The 19,514-nt window shown below is 67.7% G+C and carries 18 protein-coding genes; 8 read left to right on the forward strand and 10 right to left on the reverse strand.

The window, feature by feature from the left end:
• Positions 1 to 43 precede the first annotated feature (43 nt).
• From QF036_RS00515 to QF036_RS00525, 3 genes are all read right to left on the reverse strand, one after another.
• The gene (locus QF036_RS00515) at positions 44 to 1,024 is read right to left on the reverse strand and encodes an alpha-ketoacid dehydrogenase subunit beta (protein WP_307098239.1); all 981 of its coding nucleotides are present in this window, start codon (positions 1,022 to 1,024) and stop codon (positions 44 to 46) included.
• Complete coding sequence (gene pdhA, locus QF036_RS00520) at positions 1,024 to 2,250, reverse strand: pyruvate dehydrogenase (acetyl-transferring) E1 component subunit alpha (RefSeq protein WP_307098241.1); 1,227 nt, start codon at positions 2,248 to 2,250, stop codon at positions 1,024 to 1,026. The genes QF036_RS00515 and pdhA overlap by 1 nt, the downstream gene beginning before the upstream one ends.
• A gap of 148 nt (positions 2,251 to 2,398) precedes the next feature.
• A complete protein-coding gene (locus QF036_RS00525; RefSeq protein ID WP_307098242.1) occupies positions 2,399 to 3,517 on the reverse strand; it encodes a histidinol-phosphate transaminase in 1,119 nt (372 codons plus the stop codon).
• A gap of 58 nt (positions 3,518 to 3,575) precedes the next feature.
• Between QF036_RS00525 and QF036_RS00530 the strand changes: the two genes are divergently transcribed.
• Positions 3,576 to 4,004: a phage holin family protein gene (locus tag QF036_RS00530; protein WP_307098244.1), complete on the forward strand. Its 429-nt coding sequence runs from the start codon at positions 3,576 to 3,578 to the stop codon at positions 4,002 to 4,004.
• Here the strand turns inward: QF036_RS00530 and QF036_RS00535 are convergent.
• A complete protein-coding gene (locus QF036_RS00535) occupies positions 3,958 to 5,490 on the reverse strand; it encodes a hypothetical protein (protein WP_307098246.1) in 1,533 nt (510 codons plus the stop codon). The genes QF036_RS00530 and QF036_RS00535 overlap by 47 nt on opposite strands.
• Positions 5,490 to 5,987 (reverse strand): hypothetical protein, encoded by a 498-nt coding sequence (locus QF036_RS00540; protein WP_307098249.1) that lies wholly within the window; start codon positions 5,985 to 5,987, stop codon positions 5,490 to 5,492. Before QF036_RS00540 ends, QF036_RS00535 begins: the two co-directional genes overlap by 1 nt.
• Before the next feature lie 50 nt (positions 5,988 to 6,037).
• Between QF036_RS00540 and purB the strand changes: the two genes are divergently transcribed.
• The 4 genes from purB (at position 6,038) to QF036_RS00560 (ending at position 9,429) form a co-directional block, all read left to right on the forward strand.
• Entirely contained in the window at positions 6,038 to 7,480 is a 1,443-nt protein-coding gene (gene purB, locus QF036_RS00545) for an adenylosuccinate lyase (protein WP_307098250.1), read from the forward strand.
• Between the two features lie 132 nt (positions 7,481 to 7,612).
• A complete protein-coding gene (locus tag QF036_RS00550) occupies positions 7,613 to 8,278 on the forward strand; it encodes a histidine phosphatase family protein (RefSeq protein ID WP_307098252.1) in 666 nt (221 codons plus the stop codon).
• A 136-nt stretch (positions 8,279 to 8,414) separates the two neighbouring features.
• Positions 8,415 to 8,918, forward strand: a complete 504-nt coding sequence (locus tag QF036_RS00555; RefSeq protein WP_307098254.1) for a GNAT family N-acetyltransferase — start codon at positions 8,415 to 8,417, stop codon at positions 8,916 to 8,918.
• A gap of 76 nt (positions 8,919 to 8,994) precedes the next feature.
• The gene (locus QF036_RS00560; RefSeq protein ID WP_076799544.1) at positions 8,995 to 9,429 is read left to right on the forward strand and encodes an acyl-CoA thioesterase; all 435 of its coding nucleotides are present in this window, start codon (positions 8,995 to 8,997) and stop codon (positions 9,427 to 9,429) included.
• Between the two features lie 21 nt (positions 9,430 to 9,450).
• Here the strand turns inward: QF036_RS00560 and QF036_RS00565 are convergent, their stop codons facing one another.
• The 3 genes from QF036_RS00565 to QF036_RS00575 form a co-directional block, all read right to left on the reverse strand.
• Positions 9,451 to 10,482 carry an FAD-dependent monooxygenase gene (locus tag QF036_RS00565; protein ID WP_307098257.1) on the reverse strand — a complete coding sequence of 344 codons (1,032 nt, stop codon included), beginning with the start codon at positions 10,480 to 10,482 and terminating at the stop codon, positions 9,451 to 9,453.
• Between the two features lie 87 nt (positions 10,483 to 10,569).
• Positions 10,570 to 11,754, reverse strand: coding sequence for a 4-hydroxybenzoate 3-monooxygenase (locus tag QF036_RS00570; protein WP_307098260.1), 1,185 nt, complete (start codon positions 11,752 to 11,754; stop codon positions 10,570 to 10,572).
• Positions 11,755 to 11,886: 132 nt separating this feature from the next.
• Positions 11,887 to 12,636 (reverse strand): IclR family transcriptional regulator, encoded by a 750-nt coding sequence (locus QF036_RS00575; protein ID WP_307098262.1) that lies wholly within the window; start codon positions 12,634 to 12,636, stop codon positions 11,887 to 11,889.
• 105 nt (positions 12,637 to 12,741) lie between these two features.
• On the opposite strand from QF036_RS00575, the gene QF036_RS00580 reads away from it, so the two are divergent.
• From QF036_RS00580 to QF036_RS00590, 3 genes are all read left to right on the forward strand, one after another.
• Entirely contained in the window at positions 12,742 to 14,112 is a 1,371-nt protein-coding gene (locus QF036_RS00580; RefSeq protein WP_307098264.1) for an MFS transporter, read from the forward strand.
• Between the two features lie 165 nt (positions 14,113 to 14,277).
• Positions 14,278 to 16,659: a molybdopterin oxidoreductase family protein gene (locus tag QF036_RS00585; RefSeq protein WP_307098265.1), complete on the forward strand. Its 2,382-nt coding sequence runs from the start codon at positions 14,278 to 14,280 to the stop codon at positions 16,657 to 16,659.
• Positions 16,656 to 17,117 carry a hypothetical protein gene (locus QF036_RS00590; protein ID WP_307098267.1) on the forward strand — a complete coding sequence of 154 codons (462 nt, stop codon included), beginning with the start codon at positions 16,656 to 16,658 and terminating at the stop codon, positions 17,115 to 17,117. Before QF036_RS00585 ends, QF036_RS00590 begins: the two co-directional genes overlap by 4 nt.
• 31 nt (positions 17,118 to 17,148) lie before the next feature.
• Here QF036_RS00590 and QF036_RS00595 read toward each other — a convergent pair whose 3' ends face one another.
• Entirely contained in the window at positions 17,149 to 18,225 is a 1,077-nt protein-coding gene (locus tag QF036_RS00595; protein WP_307098268.1) for an FUSC family protein, read from the reverse strand.
• A gap of 147 nt (positions 18,226 to 18,372) precedes the next feature.
• Positions 18,373 to 19,365 carry a hypothetical protein gene (locus tag QF036_RS00600; RefSeq protein WP_307098270.1) on the reverse strand — a complete coding sequence of 331 codons (993 nt, stop codon included), beginning with the start codon at positions 19,363 to 19,365 and terminating at the stop codon, positions 18,373 to 18,375.
• Positions 19,366 to 19,514: the final 149 nt, after the last annotated feature.

Genomic DNA, 19,514 nt, shown 5'->3' on the forward strand with positions numbered 1-19,514 from the left:
GAGGCGGTAGGCGAAAGAGTCAGCAGGCGCTGGCGCAACGGCGTCAGTACGCGAAGGTGCGGTCCAGCGCCTCAAGGATGCGGTCGATGTCCGGGAGGTAGTCCTCTTCGATCTTGGCCACGGGGTACGGCATATGGAAGCCCCCTACCCGGATGACCGGCGCCTCCAGCGACAGGAAAGCCCGTTCGCTGATCCGGGCAGCGATTTCGCCGCCGATGCCGCCGAAGGTGGGAGCCTCGTGCGCCACGACCAGTCGGCCCGTTTTCTTGACCGAGGCCTCGATGGCATCGAAATCGATCGGCGAGATGGAGCGCAGGTCGATCACTTCGATGCTGCGCCCGTCCTCGGCTGCGGCGTTGGCGGCGGCGAGGGCCACAGGGACGAGCGGGCCGTAGACCACCACGGTTGCGTCGGTCCCCTCGCGGACCACGTTGGCCTTGAACGGATCTTCAGCCGAGCCGGCCGATTCGGTGTCGACCTCGCCCTTGAGCCAGTAGCGGCGCTTCGGCTCGAAGACGATCACCGGGTCCTGGCAGTTCACGGCCTGCTGGATCATCCAGTAGGCGTCGTGGGGGTTGGACGGGGTGATGATGCGCAGGCCCGGGGTGTGCGCGAACAGCGCCTCCGGCGATTCCGAGTGGTGCTCGATGGAGCCGATGCCGCCGCCGTAGGGGATGCGGATGACCACGGGCACGGTGAGGTTGCCGTTGCTGCGCGAGTGCATTTTTGCCAGCTGGGTAGTGATCTGGTTGAAGCCGGGGAAGACGAAGCCGTCGAACTGGATCTCCGCAACGGGCAGGTACCCGCGGAGCGCCAGGCCGATCGCCGTGCCGATGATGCCGGATTCGGCGAGCGGGGTGTCCACCACGCGGTCAGGACCGAATTCGCCGATCAGGCCGTCGGTGACGCGGTAGACGCCGCCGAGAGGGCCGATGTCCTCGCCCATGAGGAGCGACTTGGGGTTGTGGCTGAGCGTGGCGCGCAGGCCCTCGTTGATGGCCTTGGCAATGGTCATGGTGGTCATCAGCGGCCTGCCCCTTCTCCCTCGTCCCCGCCGGCAAAGCCTGCGCTGTACTCTTCGAACCACGCCAGTTCCTCGGCCACGAGCGGATGCGCCTCGACGTAGGTGTTGGCAAAGGCCGTCCTGATGTCCGGGGCGTCCGACGCGTAGGTGGACTTGCGGATGTAGGCGGCGAGTTCATCGCCCTCGGCAGCAACCTTGGCGAAGAAGGCTTCGTCGGCCATGCCCTCGGCGCGGAGGTACTTCTCCAGGCGGTCCAGCGGGTCCTTTTCGCGCCACAGGGCCTCTTCTGAGGACTCGCGGTACTTCGTGGGGTCGTCGGCTGTGGTGTGGGCTCCCACCCGGTAGGTGAAGGCCTCGATCAGGACCGGACCGTTGCCCTGGCGTGCGTGTTCGAGCGCCCATTCGGTGACGGCGTGGACAGCGATGACGTCGTTGCCGTCAACGCGGATGCCCGGGAAGCCGTAGCCCTTGGCGCGGTTGGAGAGCGGGATGCGGGTCTGCACAGCGGTGGGCACGGAGATGGCCCAGTGGTTGTTCTGGCAGAAGAAGACCACCGGGGCGTTGTAAGAGGAGGCAAAGACCATGGACTCGTGGACGTCACCCTCGGAGCTCGCACCGTCGCCGAAGTAGACCATGACGGCGGCCTTCGGCTCGGCCGAGCCTTCCACACCCTGAGCCTCTGCCAGCCGCTGGTCGCGCTGGATGCCCATGGCATATCCGACGGCGTGCGGGGTCTGCGCAGCCAGCACCAGCGTGTACAGGTGGAAGTTGGTGTCCTTGGGGTTCCAGCCGCCATTGGAGACGCCGCGGAACTGCTTCAGCAGTTCGGCCAGGTCCACGTTGCGGGTCAGGGCGACGCCGTGCTCGCGGTAGGTGGGGAAGATGTAGTCCTGCGGCTGGCTGGCCCGCCCGGATCCGATCTGGGCGGCCTCCTGGCCTGTGAGCGGAACCCATAATGCCAGCTGGCCCTGCCGCTGCAGGGCCGTGGCTTCCTGGTCGAAGCGACGGATGGCCGCCATGTCCGCGTAGAAACCCCGGAGCTTTTCCGCGTCGAGACGCTCGACGTACTCGGAGAACACGGAGTGCGTGCCCAGCGTGCCATCGGGGCCCAGAAGCTGCACCATTTCAGTCGGAGGCACGCCCAAGGCAGCCTCGGCCTGCGCCTCGAGCTGGTCGTCCAGTTCCGTTCCATCGAACTCGGTGGAGGGCAGATGTGTTGCGCCCATACCGTCTCCTTGCCTGCCGCATCCGGATGCGTTGCAATGTCGCTGGGATATATGCCTCGCGGGGAATGCATTCCCGGCGAGGCATATATATTTGGCTTACTGTTCCTTACTTTATCCGGCGTAGGTAACGCCGGCTGTTTGTTAAGCGCTAGGAACGGCGTGGCGGTTTTGTGTAAACCGCACAGAGTTCCAGGAAGCGCGTATTCGCTTCCGCTTCGCCGATGCTGACCCTGACGCCCTCATTTCCGAAGGCGCGCACGGACAGTGCCCGTTCCCCGGCGAGCTGGGCGAACTCCGCGCTGTTCTCGCCCAGATCAAGCCAGACGAAGTTCCCCTGCGCGTCCGGAACGAACCAGCCGAGGTCCCGGAGACCTGCTGTCACGCGGTCCCGCTCCTCCACGAGGCTTTGTACCCTTTCTACAACCTGGTCAAAATTCTGCAGGGACACCACCGCGGCCTGTTCGGCGATCTGCGAGACCGCGAACGGGGTGGCGGCGACGCGCAGGTGCTGGGTGAGCTGGGGCTGGGAAACGCTGTAGCCGACGCGGAGGCCAGCGAGGCCGTGCGCCTTGGAGAACGTCCTGAGCACCACCACATTGGGGTACCTGCGATACATCCGGATGCCGTCCACGGCGTCTTCTGCCCGGACGAACTCCTGGTAGGCCTCGTCGATGACCACTACAACGTCCGAAGGCACGGACCTGATGAACCGTTCAGTTTCCGCGGCCGTCAGGATGGGGCCGGTGGGGTTGTTGGGGGTGCAGAGCAGGATCACGCTTGTTCGCGCTGTCACGGCTGCGGCCATGGCGTCGAGGTCATGGCGCCCGTCGGCCGTCAAGGGAATCCGGACGCTTTCTGCCCCGGCCAGTCCGACGCAGATGGGGTAGGCCTCGAAGGACCGCCACGCGTAGATCACTTCGTCCGGTTTGCCGTCGTCATTCTGGCCGGCGAACGCAGCCAACAGCTGAGTGAGGGCGCCGAGGCTGCCGGCACCGGTGACGATGTCCTCGGCCGGGACGTCGAGGAACCCGGCGAGCGCGGTGCGCAGCTTGGTGCTGAGCGGGTCGGGGTAGCGGTTGAAGTCGGTCTGGGCGGCAATAGCCTCCACCACGGCGGGGATGGGCGGCAGCGGGTTCTCGTTGGACGACAGTTTGTAGCTTTCAAGGCCGTCGACGGCGACGGGCGGCTTGCCGGCAGCGTAGCGGGGCAGCCGGTCCACCACCGGTCGGGGCCTCAGGCCCCCCGCCATAGTCTCTGATGAAGTCATGCCACCTAGCCTATGCCCCTGACTGCCTGCCTGGCCGTGGGTGTGAAAGCATGAGCGCATGCGGTCTTTCATCATGCGCGTGATCATTAATGGGCTGGCGCTGTGGGTTGCCAGCTGGCTTCTGCCCGGCCTGGACATCTCCACCACAGCCACCACGGAAGCCGTAGCCACGACCGGGGTGAACCAGGGAACCGACGCCGCCGGCATTGTCCTCGCGTACCTGTTCATCGGGCTGATTTTTGGCCTGGTCAATGCGTTTGTGCGGCCGGTGGTCAGCTTCCTCTCCCTGCCCATCACCATCCTGACGCTGGGGCTGTTCACGGTGGTGATCAACGCCGCGATGCTCTATCTCACCTCCTGGATCAGCGGCTACACGCCCGTGCACTTCACCATCGATTCGTTCTTCTGGACCGCAGTGCTGGGCGCCATCATCATCACCGTCATTTCGCTGGTGGCAGACCGGCTCCCTGGCGCCCGCCACCGCTGACACCCCCGCCACGGCTGACGCCCCCGCCGCTGACGCCCCCGCCGAGGGGAAGGATTCCCCTGCCCGGGCCGGGCAGTGACGGCTGCAGGGCGGGCGCGGGCGGCCTTGGCGAACGGACCAGCTGGAAGCGCGTGGCCCTGGCCGTTCCTCCGGCACCCACCACTCCGGCAAGCGCGGCGGTCGACGCCACCAGCGAAGGATCCGGGCTGGCGGAAACTGCCCGGGCCCCGGCCTCGTAGTTGGTGAGCCTGTGCCCGGGACCGAGCCCGGCGTCCTCACCATCTGGCGTCCTGACCACTCCGTTCAGCGTTACAGTCACGCGGTCCCTGGTGTCCGGGTTGGGAAGGCCTTCGCTGCCCGGAACCCAGTCCTGCCGGTGGTCCAGATGCAGGCTGCTGACGCCGGGTTCCGGAGTTATTGTGCCGACCGGCGATCCTGCGGTCAGCACGTACTTGAGGTTGTACTCGGCAAGGAAAGCCTTGTCCTGGCTCAAATTCATTGCATGGATGCCGCCCTGGCTGTAGCCCACAGCCACCACCTGGTCCCCGGCCTCCGCCCCGGCCTGGCGAAGGGCTGCCCGGATTGCTGCGGCGGTGTACGCGGACCCGTACCCCAGCGCTTCGCCGACGCCGGCCTCGTCGAAGGGGTTAGGGCCGCCGGCGTTGCCGGGCTGGGTCCCGGGAATGATCACGATGAACGCGTCGCGTCCCCCCGTGGTTGTCCGGATGATCTCGATGTGGCCCGGGCCGGCGTCTTCCACCTTCCCTGCCCGGCTGAGGAGGCCTGCCGGGGAGGCGTCCAGATCAATGTCCGCGGAGCCCTGCGTCAGCGCCCGGACCGGCCGCGGCTTCAGTTCGGGTTTGACCCGGTCCAGCAGCATGCGGAGGATGACTGGCACGCTGGCACGCCCGCCAGAGGTCAGGGCCATCCGCGCTGCGGCATCAATCTCGCCGGACCTCGTTCCCAGGAGCGCCGCCAGGATGGCGCCGCCCAGGAGAGGGTCGCTCCCGGTGATCGCCTCGGTGCTCGCCCCATTCGGACGCCAGTCCCCAGACAGACCAAAGTCAACCACCTGCCGCCCCCATAGCCATGACGCATTCAGGCCGAGCTGCATCACCACCTGGTTTGCTGTCTCGGCGGTGCTGTACTCGAGCTGGCAGGCGCGCACGCCGCCGGCCAGGCGCTCCAGCTCCTCCCGCACCGCCGCCACGGAGCGCTGCCCTTCCCAGACCGCGGTCAGGGCCTCGGCGCCGCTAAGGGGATCATCCCGCTGGTAGCTTCCCGACGCCTCCCAGACCCTGTAAACGCCCAATTCCACCGACGCCAAATCCCGGGCGAGCGCATCCAGCTCCCGCGCCCCCGTATCCAGTTCCTCAAGCTGGAAGGAGATCCCGCCTATTCCGCCGCGCACGGAGAGGACACCGTTGGAGGCCGGTTCGGCGGGACGGAGCTGTCCGCCGCCTCCGCCCGGCACCGCTTCGGCCATCAGTAGCCCCCGGCAGCGGGGAGGGCGGACCCGGCGACGTGCACGGCGTGCCGGCGGAGGGCAAGGGCCGCGGCAAGCACCTTTTCCCGCGCCCCGCCCAGGGCTACGGCCTGCACCCGGAGCTTGGACCGGTACGCCAGCCCGGCGGGCGACCGCCAGTCCATGAGCTGGAGCTGCGAGAGCTTGGCCTGCACGGCTTCTATCTGTTCCGCGCAGGCCTCCACCCGTCCGGCCAGCAGCTGGACTTCGAAACTGCGCGATGAACATGCCGCGGCGTCGGCCGCCGTGACGTTGGCGCTCATCGCCGTGACGCCGGCGCTCATCGCTGTGAAGCTGACGCCCATCCGGATACCCCCATCCCCTGTGGGCCGGCCCCCGCGTCCGCCCTTTCCTTGGTTCCTACCCACGACGCTAAGGTGCCGGCCGCCGCCGACGGAACGGCCGGCGTCGTCCATGTGGAGAAGTGCGGAAGGGCGGGGCTGTGGAGGAGAGGTCACACGGAATCCCGTGCTTCAGCGGGCACAGAACTTCATGAAAGAATCAGGTCATGCCTGAAACTGCCGCCACAGCTGACACCCGTACGCCCTCCGGACGCCTCGCCCTCGCCGCGTCAGGGGAACAAATCGCGCTCGGCCCGCTGGACGGCCGTTACAAGTCCGCCGTCGCACCCCTCGTTGACTACCTGTCCGAGGCAGCCCTCAACCGCGACCGCGTCGCTGTCGAGGTGGAGTGGCTTATCCACCTGACCGGGGACAACGTCCTCCCGGGCGCCGGCCCCCTGACCGAGGACCAGCAGCAGCAGCTGCGGGCCATCGTCACCGAATTCGATGCCTCCTCCGTCACCGAGCTGGCCGAAATCGAAGCCGTCACCGTCCACGACGTCAAGGCCGTGGAGTACTACATCGGCCGCCGCCTGCCCGCCATCGGGATCGAGAACCTGACCGCCATGGTGCACTTCGGCTGCACCTCCGAGGACATCAACAACCTGTCCTACGCGCTGGGCGTGAAGGGTGCTGTGGAGGACGTGTGGCTGCCCGCCGCCCGGTCCCTCGTGGCCCAGATCGGCAAGATGGCCGAAGATAACCGCGCCGTTCCGATGCTGTCCCGCACGCACGGCCAGCCCGCCACGCCCACAACCCTGGGCAAGGAACTCGCCGTCATCGCGCACCGCCTGAACCGGCAGCTGGAGCGGATCGCCAGGACCGAATACCTCGGCAAGATCAATGGCGCCACCGGCACATACGCCGCCCACGTGGCCTCGGTCCCGGGCGCAGACTGGCAGCAGGTTGCAAAGTCGTTCGTGGAGAAGCTGGGACTGACCTGGAACCCGCTGACCACCCAGATTGAAAGCCACGACTGGCAGGCCGAGCTGTACGCCGACGTCGCCCGCTTCAACCGGATCCTGCACAACGTCTGCACGGACATCTGGAGCTACATCTCGATCGGCTACTTCGCGCAGATCCCCGTGGCAGGTGCCACCGGTTCCTCCACGATGCCGCACAAGGTCAACCCGATCCGCTTCGAGAACGCAGAGGCCAATCTGGAGATCTCCTCCGGCCTCCTGGACGTGCTGGGCTCCACCCTCGTCACCTCCCGCTGGCAGCGCGACCTCACCGACTCCTCCAGCCAGCGCAACATCGGCGTGGCCTTCGGCCACTCCCTGCTGGCCATCTCCAACGTGGCCAAGGGCCTGGAGCGCCTGGACGTGGCCGAGGACGTCCTCGCCGGCGACCTCGACACCAACTGGGAAGTCCTGGGTGAAGCGATCCAGATGGTGATGCGCGCGGAGTCGATTGCCGGCGTCGAAGGCATGGAGAACCCCTATGAGCGGCTCAAGGACCTCACCCGCGGGCAGCGCGTGGACGCCGCCCGGATGCAGGAGTTCGTCCAGGGCCTGGGCCTCTCCGCAGAGGCCGAGGCGCGGCTGCTCGCCCTGACGCCGGGCAAGTACACCGGCATCGCGGACCAGCTGGTGGACCACCTCAAATAAGTACGACGGCGGTGCCGGGCTTTGCTGCCCGGCACCGCTTCCGTTTCCGGCGGCCTCCGCAAAGAAGCGGCCGATCCCGCCCAAGGCGGCTCGTGCCGCCTACTTCCCGACGATGACAAGGAACGCGAAACCATGAGGCTGCTGCTCATCCGCCACGGCGAAACTCCCGGGAACGTGCTGGGGCAGCTGGACACCGCCCACCCGGGTCCCGGCCTCACCGAGCTGGGCGAGCGGCAGGCGGAAGCCCTGCCGCGGGCCCTGGTAAACGAGCCGATCAGCGCCCTGTACGCGTCCACATTGCTCCGCACCCAGATCACGGCCAAACCGCTGAGCCGGGAGCTCGGCCTCGATGTGGAGATCCTGGACGGCATCCACGAGATCGAAGCCGGCGCCCTGGAAAAACTGACGGACCACGAATCCCACCGGCGGTACATGAGCACCGTCTTCGCCTGGAGCGACGGCGATTTCGACCGCCGGATGCCCGCCGGACCGGACGGGCACGAGTTCTTCGAGCGCTATGACGCGGCCATTGCCAAAGTGGCCGCGGAAGCCGCCGACGCCGGCGCAGTCGCGCTGGTGAGCCACGGCGCCGCGATCCGCGTCTGGGCAGGGCACCGCGCGGACAACATCGACATGGAATTCGCCGCCCGGCACGTCCTCGCCAACACCGGCATCGTGGCGCTGGAAGGGAACCCCGAAGCCGGCTGGCAGCTGATCCACTGGGACGCCAGCCCGGTGGGTGGCCTGGCCCTGGCCGACCCCACCGCCGAAGACCCGATGGGAAAGACCACAGGCTAGGACCGCGGCCGCCCTGTGTGCCAGCCGTAACAGCGCAACGCCAAGTGTTCCCACGGCGCTTACCGGCAGGAAACACCGCGGTAACGGCGCGCTTCTAGCCTTAATTCGCACAACCCTTCGGCGAATCGAGGCACAGATGCAGACCAATCCCAGGCTCAACATCCGGAAAGTCACCTGGTCGAACCCTGTGGGCGCCGACCTGCGCGCCGCACAGCAGGCTGAACTGGACGCCCGCTTCGGATGTGCCGACCATGAGCCTGGACCCAAGCCATCCGAAGTGGACACGGCCGTGTTCCTCGTGGCCTACGACAAGGGATCCGGCCAGCCGGTGGGCTGCGGCGGCCTGCGGCTGCTCGACTCCGATACAGCGGAAATCAAGCGCCTCTACGTTCTCCCCTACACCCGGGGGTCAGGTGTGGCCAGCTCCATCCTGGCCGCCCTTGAGGCGGAAGCCTACGCACAGGGGATTACCCGGATCACGGCGGAAGCGGGCTCCGCGCAGACGGATGGCCGCAACTTCTACGCGAACTCCGGCTTCGACCAGGTTCCCAACTTCGGCCCCTACATCGGCGTCGAGCACTCGTACTGCTACGCCAAGAGCATCAATTCCCACAGCGCAGCGCACACCGCCATGGCCTGAGCCAGCTTCGTTCTTACAGCCCGACGGCGGCCGTCACACTCACGTGGGGCGGGCCGCCGTCGGCTAATCTCGCGCTATGGAAACCAAAGACATTACGTTCCGCACCCGCAAGTGGGTACGGCCGGAGGACCTCAACGCCAACGGCACGCTGTTCGGTGGCAGCCTGCTGAAGTGGATCGACGAGGAAGCCGCGATCTACGCCATCCTCCAGCTGGGCAACGGCCGCGCGGTCACGAAGTACATCTCCGAAATCAACTTCGTCAGCTCCGCGGTCCAGGGCGACCTGATCGAGATGGGCCTGACCGCCACGCGCTTCGGCCGCACGTCGCTGACCATGCGCGCCGAGGTGCGCAACATGATCACCCGGCAGAGCATCCTCACCATTGAGGAGATAGTGTTCGTCAACCTCAGCCCCACCGGCAAGCCGGAGCCGCATGGCTACACGGAAATCACCTACGACCGCGACCGCATCCCCACGCACCACCTCACCGAAACGCTGCAGCAGGACTAGCGAGCCGCCGTCGGCCGGGTTTTAACGGGAAGCCAGCCTCAGGAGCCCGTCGCGCAGCGGCTGTGCCCGTTCGGCCAGGGCCACGCCCGCCATGGCGGACGAAGCCAGCCGCAGCAGCTGGGTCTTGAGGGCGCGCTGCCGGTTGTATGCCTTGAGCGCGTCCTCCAGCGGACGGGCGTTGAGGAGTTCAGCCAGCGTGACAGCGTCCACGAGTGCCTCACAGGCGCCGCGGCCAAGGTTGGGCGTCATGCCATGCGCAGCGTCGCCCGCCAGCACGGCGCCCGGCCGCACAAAGCTGCCGAGGTTGGGCGTGGTCCAAATCCGCTGCGCCAGCGTGGCGTCTGGCGTGGCCAGCTCCAGCACTGTCCGGACGTCCGGCGCGCTTCCGGCGAAGCGCTCCCGTGCCTGCTTCAGTGCTTCGGCCGCATCGACGCCCGCCGGTCCCAGGTTTGAGCGGAACGAGGCGTACCAGTAAGTCCTGCCGCCGGACGCAGGCGTGATGCCGAACAGCTGCCCGCGTCCCCAGTATTCCCCGCCGGCGTCGGCCTGGACGGGCTCGGGAAGGACTCCGCGCAAGGCAAGGTACGGCGTCAGCCTTGCCTGCGACCTGGCACCCCAGAAGGAGCGGCGGACTACGCTGTGGACGCCGTCGGCCCCCACCAGCAGGCCTGACGCCAGCGGTCCGGTAGCGGGGACGCCGTCAACCCTGCCCTCGACGCGGCGCACGGATGCGGGCACGGCGGCTTCGAGGATCCGGATAAGGTCCGCCCGGGAGACGCCCAGGACCCCGCGCACCTCGGGTACCACCAGGGCTGTGCCCGTGGCGTCACGCAGGGCCATCCCGCCGAAGGCCGTGCCCGCCTCCCTGATCTGCGGCAGGACTCCCAGGACCGCGAGGGCTGCCTGCGCCTCCGGCCACATGGCCAGCGACGTCTCCACCGCCGGCACACCGGGCCGCTGCTCGTGGATGGTCACGTCGAAGCGCTCCGGGTCCAGGCCGGCCGCGAGCGCGAGGCCGGCGATGCCGCCGCCGATGATGGTTATGGCTTCCATGGACCCGATCTTAAGCCCGACGGCGGGATGCCGGGTGTGCGGGCCGCCCCCCCGCCGTGGGCGGTCCGCCGTGGGCCGGCAGCGGACTTAGGCCGACGGCCAGCCGGTGTAGGCCTCGGCAAGGTACGCCTGGCCGTGCCGCGAGGACACCACGGAGTTCAGCTCGCCCAGCTGACGGGCCCGGGCGAAGTCGCCGGCATCGGCAGGAGTGTGCAGCATGGTGGTCATCCAGTAGGAGAACTGCTGAGCCTTCCACACGCGGTCCAGGGCGCGGTCGCTGTACGAGTCCAGCAGGGCCGTGGAGCCGCTGTTGTAGTAACTGTCCAGCCCCTCGAACAGCACCTTCACGTCGTGGATCGCCAGATTCAGGCCCTTGGCACCCGTCGGCGGCACGGTGTGCGCGGCGTCGCCGGCGAGGAACAGCTTCCCGTGCCGCATGGGTGTGTGCACGAAGCTGCGGAACGGCAGGACCATCTTGTCGATGACCGGGCCTTCCTTCAGCTCGAAGCCGTTGCCGTTGACGCGGCTGCGGAACTCCGCCCAGATCCGCTCATCGTTCCAGTCGGCCACGTTTTCCTTGGGGTCGCACTGGAAGTACATCCGCTGCACGGTCTCGGTGCGCTGGCTGATAAGGGCAAAGCCGTTCTCGGAGTTGGCGTAGATCAGCTCGTCGGAACTGCGCGGCGCCTCGGCAAGGATGCCGAACCACGCGAACGGGTACTCGTGGAAGTACCACTTGCGGTGCGCCTCCGGGATCTGGAAACGGCAGTGGCTGCGCGAGCCGTCGGCACCGGTGATGAAGTCGGCCTGCAGCTCGTACTCAACACCGTCGGCATCCGTGAACCAGACCTTGGGCTTGTCCTCGATGCCGTGGATGGTCGTGTCGGTGACGCTGTAGCGCACGTCGCCGCCGTCGGCTTCCCGGCGCGCGGCGAGGTCCATGAAGACGTCGGTCTGCGGGTAGAGCCAGACGGACTCGCCCACGAGTTCCTTGAAGTCGATGCGGTGGCTTTCGCCGTTGAACCGCAGCTCAATGCCGTCGTGCCGGTCTCCTTCCCGCAGCACGCGGTCGGACACGCCGCCCTCCACGAGCATGTTGACTGTGCCGTGCTCCAGGATGCCCGCGCGGACTGTCTCGGAAATTTCCTGGCGGCTGCGAATTTCGATCACGGTGGATTCAATTCCGGCCTTGGCCAGCAGGTGGGACAGCATGAGTCCCGCAGGACCCGCGCCCAGAATAGCCACCTGGGTGGTGATGATCTGTCGTGCCATGGTGTTCCTCGCTCCGTTGCGTGGCCCGGGAGTCCGGGCGGAAGGTGATTGCTGGCTAACAGTGTGCGCCGGAGAATGTGGTCGGCGTTACCATAATTCCGCTGAATGGAAGCGTAGGCCCTCGGGCAAGAATCAGCCGGCGCCCTCAGCGAGCCGCCGCGCGATGCCGCGCGCCGCCGTTTGGAGCGCCGGTACCAGCGCCTGCATGCGCATCTCCCGCAGCGGAACCACGACGCCGATTGCTGCCACCGCGCGCTTCTGGCCGTCCAAAACGGGGACAGCTATACCCCAGGTGTCGGGATCGATGACGCCCGCCAGTTCCGCGTAGCCCTGGTTCGCGGCCTCGGCCAGCAGGGCGCGCACTTCGTCGCGGCCAACTTTTCCGGCAGGCTCCGCGAACTGGTCCAGGTACTCGGCCTGGACGTGCTTTGGCTGGTGCGACATCAGGGCCAGCCCGGCCGATGAGACGTGGACTGCCATCCGGCCCGCGATCTGGGCCCGATTGGCCACGGACCCTCGGCGGGACAGCCGCTCAACAAAGAGCGCTTCCCATCCGTCGAGCACCGCGAGGTTCACGTTCTGGTTCAGTACATGCTGGATGTCCTCCATGAAGGGCATGGCTGCCTGGCGCAAGGCCAGCGTCGGCGAATTGCGGTTCACCAGCTCCCACAGTCTCAGGCCCAGCCGCACCGAGCCGCCGGGGCTGGTTTCGAGCAGGCCATGCGTGGCCAGCTGCCGCACCAGGCGGTGGGCGGTGGTGAGCGGAAGGTCCGCGCGCTCCGCTAGCTCGGACAGCTGCAGGACCGTAACGCCGGCCGGGAACGCCGCAATAACTCGAACGACGCGGTCCACCACCGAGTCCCCCGAAACTGAATTGGCCACCGCGTTCCACTTCCATTGAATGGTTTGAGTTGTCCCAGATTACACCCGGCGGTGATACAACTCTCATGTCGAATGTGACGCTTCTACCCGGACGATGAGGTTCCCATGTCAACGCTCACTGTTGCCCGCCGCTCCCAGTGGCCCGTCTGGCTTTGCTGGCTGGCCATGGTGCTGGACGGATTCGACCTGGTGGTGCTGGGCACCGTCATACCCACCCTGATCAAGACCCAGGACCTGGGCTTCGACGCTATCGGGGCCACCTACGCGGCCACCATCTCGCTGGTGGGCGTTGGCATCGGGGCGCTCTTCATCGCGCCGCTCTCGGACCGCTTCGGCCGCCGACGGCTCCTTGTTGCCTGCGTAACCTGGTTCTCGCTCTTCACCATAGCCGTCGTCTTTGCCCCCAACGTTGCCATGTTCGGCATCTTCAGGCTCCTCGCGGGCGTGGGACTCGGAGCCTGCCTGCCCGCAGCCCTGGCCTATATGAACGATTACGCCCCCGCCGGCACCGCCGGAAAGTCTACTACCCGGACCATGACCGGTTATCACGTTGGCGCCGTGGCCACAGCGTTCCTGGCCATCCTGGTGGTGCCTGACTGGCGCATCATGTTCGTCGTGGGAGGCCTTGCCGGGTTCGTGCTGGTGCCGTTCCTGTGGTTCCGGCTGCCGGAAACCCTGCCGCCCGTCCAGGCGGAGCCCGCGGTAATTAATGATGCCGAGGCTAACCGCGCCGAAGGCGGGGCCGCAGAAGCCCGCCGCGCCGGGCCCGCCCGGACACACCGGCCCATCGCCGTGCCGGCGGCCGAGCCCGAGGCTGCGCCGGCGTCGTTGCTGGCCGACCAGGCCGGCGAGCGGGCCAGCTTCCGGGACCTCACGCGCAAGCCGTATCCGCTGGTTGCCCTGGGAATTGCGGTCGCGTCATTCATGGGGCTCCTGCTGGTCTACGGCCTGAATACCTGGCTGCCGCAACTCATGTCCTCCGCCGGCTACACAGTCAGCACGGGCCTGGTGCTGCTCCTGGTGCTTAACGTGGGCGCCGTGGTGGGCCTGATCGTGGCCGGCATCCTGGCCGACAAGCACGGCACCAAGAAAATCGTGCTCCTCTGGTTCGGCCTATCCGCCCTCTTCCTGGCCGTCCTCAGCATCAAGGTCCAAAGCGAACTGCTGCTCAACGCTGCCGTGTTCGTGACCGGCGTCTTCGTGTTCAGCTCCCAGGTTCTCGTCTACGCCTGGGTCAGCCAGCTCTTCCCGGCCCGGCTCCGCGGCACGGCCCTGGGCTTTGCCGCGGGCGTCGGGCGGCTCGGCGCCATCATGGGACCGGCCGTCACCGGAACGCTCGTGGCCGCCGGCATCGCCTATCCGTGGGGCTTCTACGTCTTCGCCGGCGCCGCGGTACTGGGTCTGCTGGCCCTGGTGACCGTCCCCCATGCCATCGCGCCGGCACCCGGCCAGCCGTCCGACGTCGGGCGTTCCTAGACGGAAACCGGCCCTCCCCCGCACGAGCGGCCAGCGCCGGGCCGGGCGGGCGGCACCCTGCCGGGAGGCCGCCGTCGGGCGCCCTGGGCCAGCCACTTCCGCTGGCGACGGCGGCGGGTAACCTAAGGACAGTAAGTTCACTTACCATCCCGGGAGGCTGACCCCATGACGGACCGGATCGCAGACATCTGGGGTGAGCGGACACCCCACGGAAGCGGCCAGCCGTGGCCCGAACGCGTGGACCAGGTCCTGGCCGAGGGGCTGGCCGACGCCGACGTCGACCGCTGGGTGCAGTCAGCCTGCGTCCTGTGCAGCAACGGCTGTGGCTGCGACATCGCCGTCAAGGACGGGAAAATGGTGGGCATCCGCGGCCGCAGGGAGGACCGGGTGAACCGCGGCCGGCTGGGGCCCAAGGGCCTCTACGGCAGCTGGCAGGGCGAGGACCACCGGGCCCGCCTGACCCGCCCGCTGGTCAGGGTGGACGGCGAGCTGGTGGAGACGGACTGGGACACGGCCATGGGCCGCATCGTGGAGCGGAGCAAGGAACTTTTGGCCAGTAAGGGCCCGCTCAGCCACGGTTTCTACACCAGCGGGCAGCTGTTCCTGGAGGAGTACTATGCGCTGGGCATCCTCGGCAAGGCCGGAATCGGCACGCCGCACATGGACGGCAACACGCGGCTGTGCACGGCCACGGCCGCGGCGGCACTGAAGGAATCCTTCGGCGCCGACGGCCAGCCCGGCAGCTATGCCGACGTCGATGAGTGCAGCGCCGTGTTCCTGTACGGCCACAACATGGCGGAGACGCAGACGGTGCTGTGGTCGCGCGTGCTGGACCGGCTGGACGGGCCCAACCCGCCGAAGCTCGTGTGCGTCGACCCGCGCGACACCGAGGTGGCCCGCCGTGCCGACGTGCACCTGGCGGTTCATCCGGGCACCAACCTGGCGCTGATGAACGGGCTGGTCCGCGAGCTCTTCGCCAACGGCTGGATCGACGAAGCCTACATCGCGGAGCACACCGCCAACGTGGACCAGTTGCGCAGCGTGGTGGAGCCATGGACCCCGGAGAAAGTGGCCGAAACCTGCGGCGTGGAGGCCGCAGACGTGCGGCGCGCGGCGGAGATCTTCGGCACCGAGGGCAGGGTGCTTTCCACGGTCCTGCAGGGCTTCTACCAGTCGGCCCATGCGACGGCGTCCGCGTGCCAGGTCAACAACCTCCATCTGCTCCGCGGCATGCTGGGCAAGCCAGGCTGCGGTCTGCTGCAGATGAACGGGCAGCCCACCGCCCAGAACAACAGGGAATGCGGGGCCGACGGCGACCTTCCGGGCTTCCGCAACTGGGAGAACCCGCAGCACGTGCAGGACCTGGCCCGGCTGTGGAACGTTGATCCCGCGATCATCCCGGACTGGGCCCCGCCGACGCACGCCCTGCAGATCTTCCGTTACGTCGAACAGGGCTCCATTGGGCTGCTGTGGATTTCCGCCACGAACCCGGCCGTGTCCATGCCCCAGCTGGAACGCATCCGGCACATCCTGGACAAGGACAGCCTGTTCCTGGTGGTGCAGGACATCTACCTCACCGAAACGGCGCAGTATGCGGACGTCGTCCTCCCCTGCGCTGCGTGGGGCGAGAAGACCGGCACCTTCACGAACGCTGACCGGACCGTCCACCTGTCCGAGAAGGCCGTCGATCCGCCGGGCGAGGCACGCAGCGACCTCGACGTTTTCCTCGACTATGCCCGCCGGATGGGGTTCAAGGACAAGGACGGGCAGCCGCTGCTGGACTGGTCCGGCCCGGAGGACGGGTTCGAGGCGTGGAAGGAATGCTCGCGCGGCCGGCCGTGCGACTATACGGGCCTCAGCTACGACATGCTCCGCGGCGGCAGCGGCATCCAGTGGCCCTGCACCGCGGAGCAACCCGCCGGCACCGAGCGGCTTTACACCGACGCCCGGTTCCCCACCGCGCCGGAGTACTGCGAGTCCTTCGGGCACGACCTCCTCACCGGCGCCACCACGGGCGAAACCCAGTACAAGGCAACCGTCGAACCCGGGAAGGCGTGGCTCAAGGCCCTCGAGTACACCCCGCCGCACGAGGAACCCGACGCCGAGTACCCGCTGCGTTACACCACCGGCCGGACGGCGTACCACTTCCACACCCGCACCAAGACCGGCCGCAGCCGCCGCCTTAACGGCGCCGCGCCTGAGCCGTGGATCGAGATGTCCGTGGAGGACGCCGCACGCGCCGGCTGCCAGGAGGGGGACATTGTCCGGGTGACGTCCCGCCGCGGCAGCTTGGAAGTTCCGGTGCGGGTCGGGGACATCCGGCCGGGCACGGTCTTCGCCCCGTTCCACTATGGCTACTGGGACACGCCCGACGGCGACAGGCACAGGGCCGCGAACGAACTCACCGTCACCGAATGGGACCCGGTGTCCAAGCAGCCGCTGTTCAAGAACGCCGCCGTCCGGGTGGAAAAACTGCGCAGCGGCGACGGCCCGTCGAAGGCCCCGGACACCACCGCATCCCGCCGCGCAACAGGAGCCCCGCGATGAAACTCCCTGTCTACATCGGCCTGCTGGACGAGGCGGAAGCCACGCTGGCGTCGTCGTTCCGGGTTGTGGCGGACGGCCACGGCGACGAACCCGACGTGCACTTCATCCTGCAGACGTTCGCCAAGAAGTGCGACACGCACCGGGAAGCACTGAAGCCTGTCATCGGCCGCTACGGCGAAGACGTCGAGGGCGAGGAGGAGCACCGGCTGACGGCCAACGGCGTGAAGGAGGTCCGCTCCGGGCCGCTGGCTTTGATGCTGGACCTGCAGGACCTGTACGTGCTGGTCAACCACATCGACGTCACCTGGATGATGGTGGGGCAGGCCGCCAAGGGTGACCGGGACAAGGAACTCCAAGGCGTCGTGGAGCAGTGTGAGGGCGACTCGGAGCTGCAGATCCGTTGGCTGCAGACCAGGATGAAGCAGGCCGCGCCCCAGGCGCTCCTGGTAGCTGAGTGAGCAGTGGCCGAGTGAGCTGTGGCCGCGCGCTTCAGCGCGGGGCCACTTCCGCCGACGTCCGCTGCGAAAGCCGGGACCACACGGCGGGGGCCAGCACCACGGCGATTCCGACGGCGGCGCCGATCACCGTTTCCACGATCCGGTCCCGGAGCAGGATGCCGGGCGCGGCAGGCGAGACCAGCAGCGTGGACGTGAGCGCCAGCGGCGTGACGAAGACCTGGGCCAGCACGTAGTTCCGGGCAATGAAGAGCTCGGCGCCGAACTGGCAGATGGCGATCACCAGGACCGTCTGCCACGGCACGGGCTGCAGCAGCAGGATGCCCGCCAGGAGAATGAGGCCCAGCACGGTTCCGATAATCCTTTGGATGCCGCGTGCAATGCGGTGTCGCGTGGTGCGTCCCACCAGCGGAACGACTGCCGCGACCATGGCCCAGTAGTTGTGCCCGAAGCCGAGCAGCTGGCCAATGAGGGTGGCGAGGGTGCCTGCGAGCCCCGCGGCCACCAGGTAGCCCACGGCCTCAAGCCCGGCGGCACGCTTCTCCTCGGCGGTGAGCCGGACGGGCGGAGGCATCTCCCACGGCGTCCGGTGGCTCCGCAGCACCCGGGAGGACAGCCCCACGGCCAGGCAGAAGAGCGTGGTTGCGAGGGACACCAGCAGGCACTGCCACAGCGGCGGCTGGTTGGGGATGGACGCGATCGCGGCGAAGGCGAAGATGTGGAACAGCGAGCCGGCCGGCCGGTGCCGCCACCGGGCGATCACCAGCGAGCAGCCGCCGGCCACAAGCGTGGTGGCCAGAACCTGCAGCCAGATGCCCGCCTCCTGGGACAGTCCGCCGGTGTGCACGACGCGGGCGGTCAGCGTGGCCAGGAGGATCACCAGGAGCATGAGCGCACCCGCCCGGACCTGGATGAAGAAGCGCTTGCGGTGCAGCTCGCCGCGGCCATAGATGCCGGTGAACGCACCGAAGGAGGCAAAGATCGCCAGGTCCAGCCGGCCCAGCAGCACCAGGGTGATTAGCGGCACGAACACGCCCACGGCGCACCGCATGGCGACGTGATGGTCCTTGTTTGCCGGGGCAAGGGTGAACAACTCGGCCAGCAGCTTCACGGTGAAATCGCGCCTTTCGTTGCAGTCTGGAACTGACGACGGCGGCGCTGGCGTTCGCTTACCAGTTTAACGGGGGCGGCCTCCGCCTTCCCCGCGGAGGCCGCCTGCTGCCCTGTTGCGTTCGTCTCCTAGTTCGAGTTTGCGGGCCTACTTCGTGGCGTTGGTGCGTGCATCCACCGTGACCACTTCAAAGGTCTTGGCGTTCGGCACCCCGAACTTGGCATTGACCGCGGCGAGGGTGTCATCGAACAGTGCGGCCGTCGTCGGGATATTGAAGTCCGGGCTGGTGATGACCTCGCGCAACCTTGCCGTCGATTCGTGGAAGTTCACCCGCAGCCGGCTGATCTGGTTGGAGAAGTTCTGCACGGCCCAGACGGTATCGCCCTTGACCAGGACGCCGTCGACGTTGGGGACCTTCACCCCGGTGATCGCGGTGCTGGCGCCGGTCCGCGGGCTGACCGTGTACAGCGCCTGGTTGCCCGTGTGGGCCACCACCAGCCGGCGGGCGTCACGTGAATAGGCGATGCCGTTGAGGTTGAACTGCTTGCTGGTGTCCGCCGCCGGGCCCTTCAGGGTCAGCGTGCGGACGCTGCCCAGGTCGCCGTCGTCGTCCACCGGGATGAAGTACAGCTCACCCTGCCGCGAGTTGGTGAACCAGGCGCCATGGTCCGTGAGGGCCACGTCGTTGATGAAGGCTTCCTTCGTGGTCAGCTGGAAGGTCTTGACCGTCTTGCCCGTGTCGGTGTCGTACACGTAGGCCCGGCCCGTGGGGCCGCCTGCGACGAACAGCAGGTCGTTGTGCCGGTCCGCCTTCATGCCCACAGCCATCCTGCCGTCGGGCGCATCGATGAACTTGGTCGCCTTGTCCTTGCGGATGTCGCCGCGGTAGATGTCCCCGGTGACCAGGTCACCCGCGAAGAATTTCGTGCTGCCGGCGGCCGCGATGCCTTCGGCACCCTTGGCCCCGTCCAGCAGGATGACCGGGGCAGCTTCCCCCGAACGGGACTGCACGGACCGGGTCTCTCCGGCCGAGGCTGCGGGTGCGGGGACCAGGAGCGCGGCGAGGGCGAGGAACCCTACCGCGGCACGGCGGCGCGTATGACCTGAACTGGTGCTGATGGGCATGACGGTGCTCTCCACGAGTCGACTCTTCCGTGCGAGCAGGCCGTTGTACGGGAGTCCGCACGCTGGTCCCTTCAGTGTAGGGACCGGGCCGGAGGCTGGCCATAGCCGCGCAGCCACCGCGAGTTTATGTAGAGATATTGGGAGCAAAAGCCCCATCAGACGGC

Source organism: Arthrobacter globiformis (genome assembly GCF_030817195.1).
GTDB classification, from domain to species: Bacteria; Actinomycetota; Actinomycetes; order Actinomycetales; family Micrococcaceae; genus Arthrobacter; species Arthrobacter globiformis_D.

Excerpts from the sequence above, each read along its gene's own strand:
- QF036_RS00515 (WP_307098239.1), bottom strand. The coding sequence starts at position 1,024 with ATGACCACCATGACCATTGCCAAGGCCATCAACGAGGGCCTGCGCGCC.
- pdhA (WP_307098241.1), bottom strand. The coding sequence starts at position 2,250 with ATGGGCGCAACACATCTGCCCTCCACCGAGTTCGATGGAACGGAACTG.
- QF036_RS00525 (WP_307098242.1), bottom strand. The coding sequence starts at position 3,517 with ATGACTTCATCAGAGACTATGGCGGGGGGCCTGAGGCCCCGACCGGTG.
- QF036_RS00530 (WP_307098244.1), top strand. The coding sequence starts at position 3,576 with ATGCGGTCTTTCATCATGCGCGTGATCATTAATGGGCTGGCGCTGTGG.
- QF036_RS00535 (WP_307098246.1), bottom strand. The coding sequence starts at position 5,490 with ATGGCCGAAGCGGTGCCGGGCGGAGGCGGCGGACAGCTCCGTCCCGCC.
- purB (WP_307098250.1), top strand. The coding sequence starts at position 6,038 with ATGCCTGAAACTGCCGCCACAGCTGACACCCGTACGCCCTCCGGACGC.
- QF036_RS00550 (WP_307098252.1), top strand. The coding sequence starts at position 7,613 with ATGAGGCTGCTGCTCATCCGCCACGGCGAAACTCCCGGGAACGTGCTG.
- QF036_RS00555 (WP_307098254.1), top strand. The coding sequence starts at position 8,415 with ATGCAGACCAATCCCAGGCTCAACATCCGGAAAGTCACCTGGTCGAAC.
- QF036_RS00560 (WP_076799544.1), top strand. The coding sequence starts at position 8,995 with ATGGAAACCAAAGACATTACGTTCCGCACCCGCAAGTGGGTACGGCCG.
- QF036_RS00565 (WP_307098257.1), bottom strand. The coding sequence starts at position 10,482 with ATGGAAGCCATAACCATCATCGGCGGCGGCATCGCCGGCCTCGCGCTC.
- QF036_RS00570 (WP_307098260.1), bottom strand. The coding sequence starts at position 11,754 with ATGGCACGACAGATCATCACCACCCAGGTGGCTATTCTGGGCGCGGGT.
- QF036_RS00580 (WP_307098264.1), top strand. The coding sequence starts at position 12,742 with ATGTCAACGCTCACTGTTGCCCGCCGCTCCCAGTGGCCCGTCTGGCTT.
- QF036_RS00585 (WP_307098265.1), top strand. The coding sequence starts at position 14,278 with ATGACGGACCGGATCGCAGACATCTGGGGTGAGCGGACACCCCACGGA.
- QF036_RS00590 (WP_307098267.1), top strand. The coding sequence starts at position 16,656 with ATGAAACTCCCTGTCTACATCGGCCTGCTGGACGAGGCGGAAGCCACG.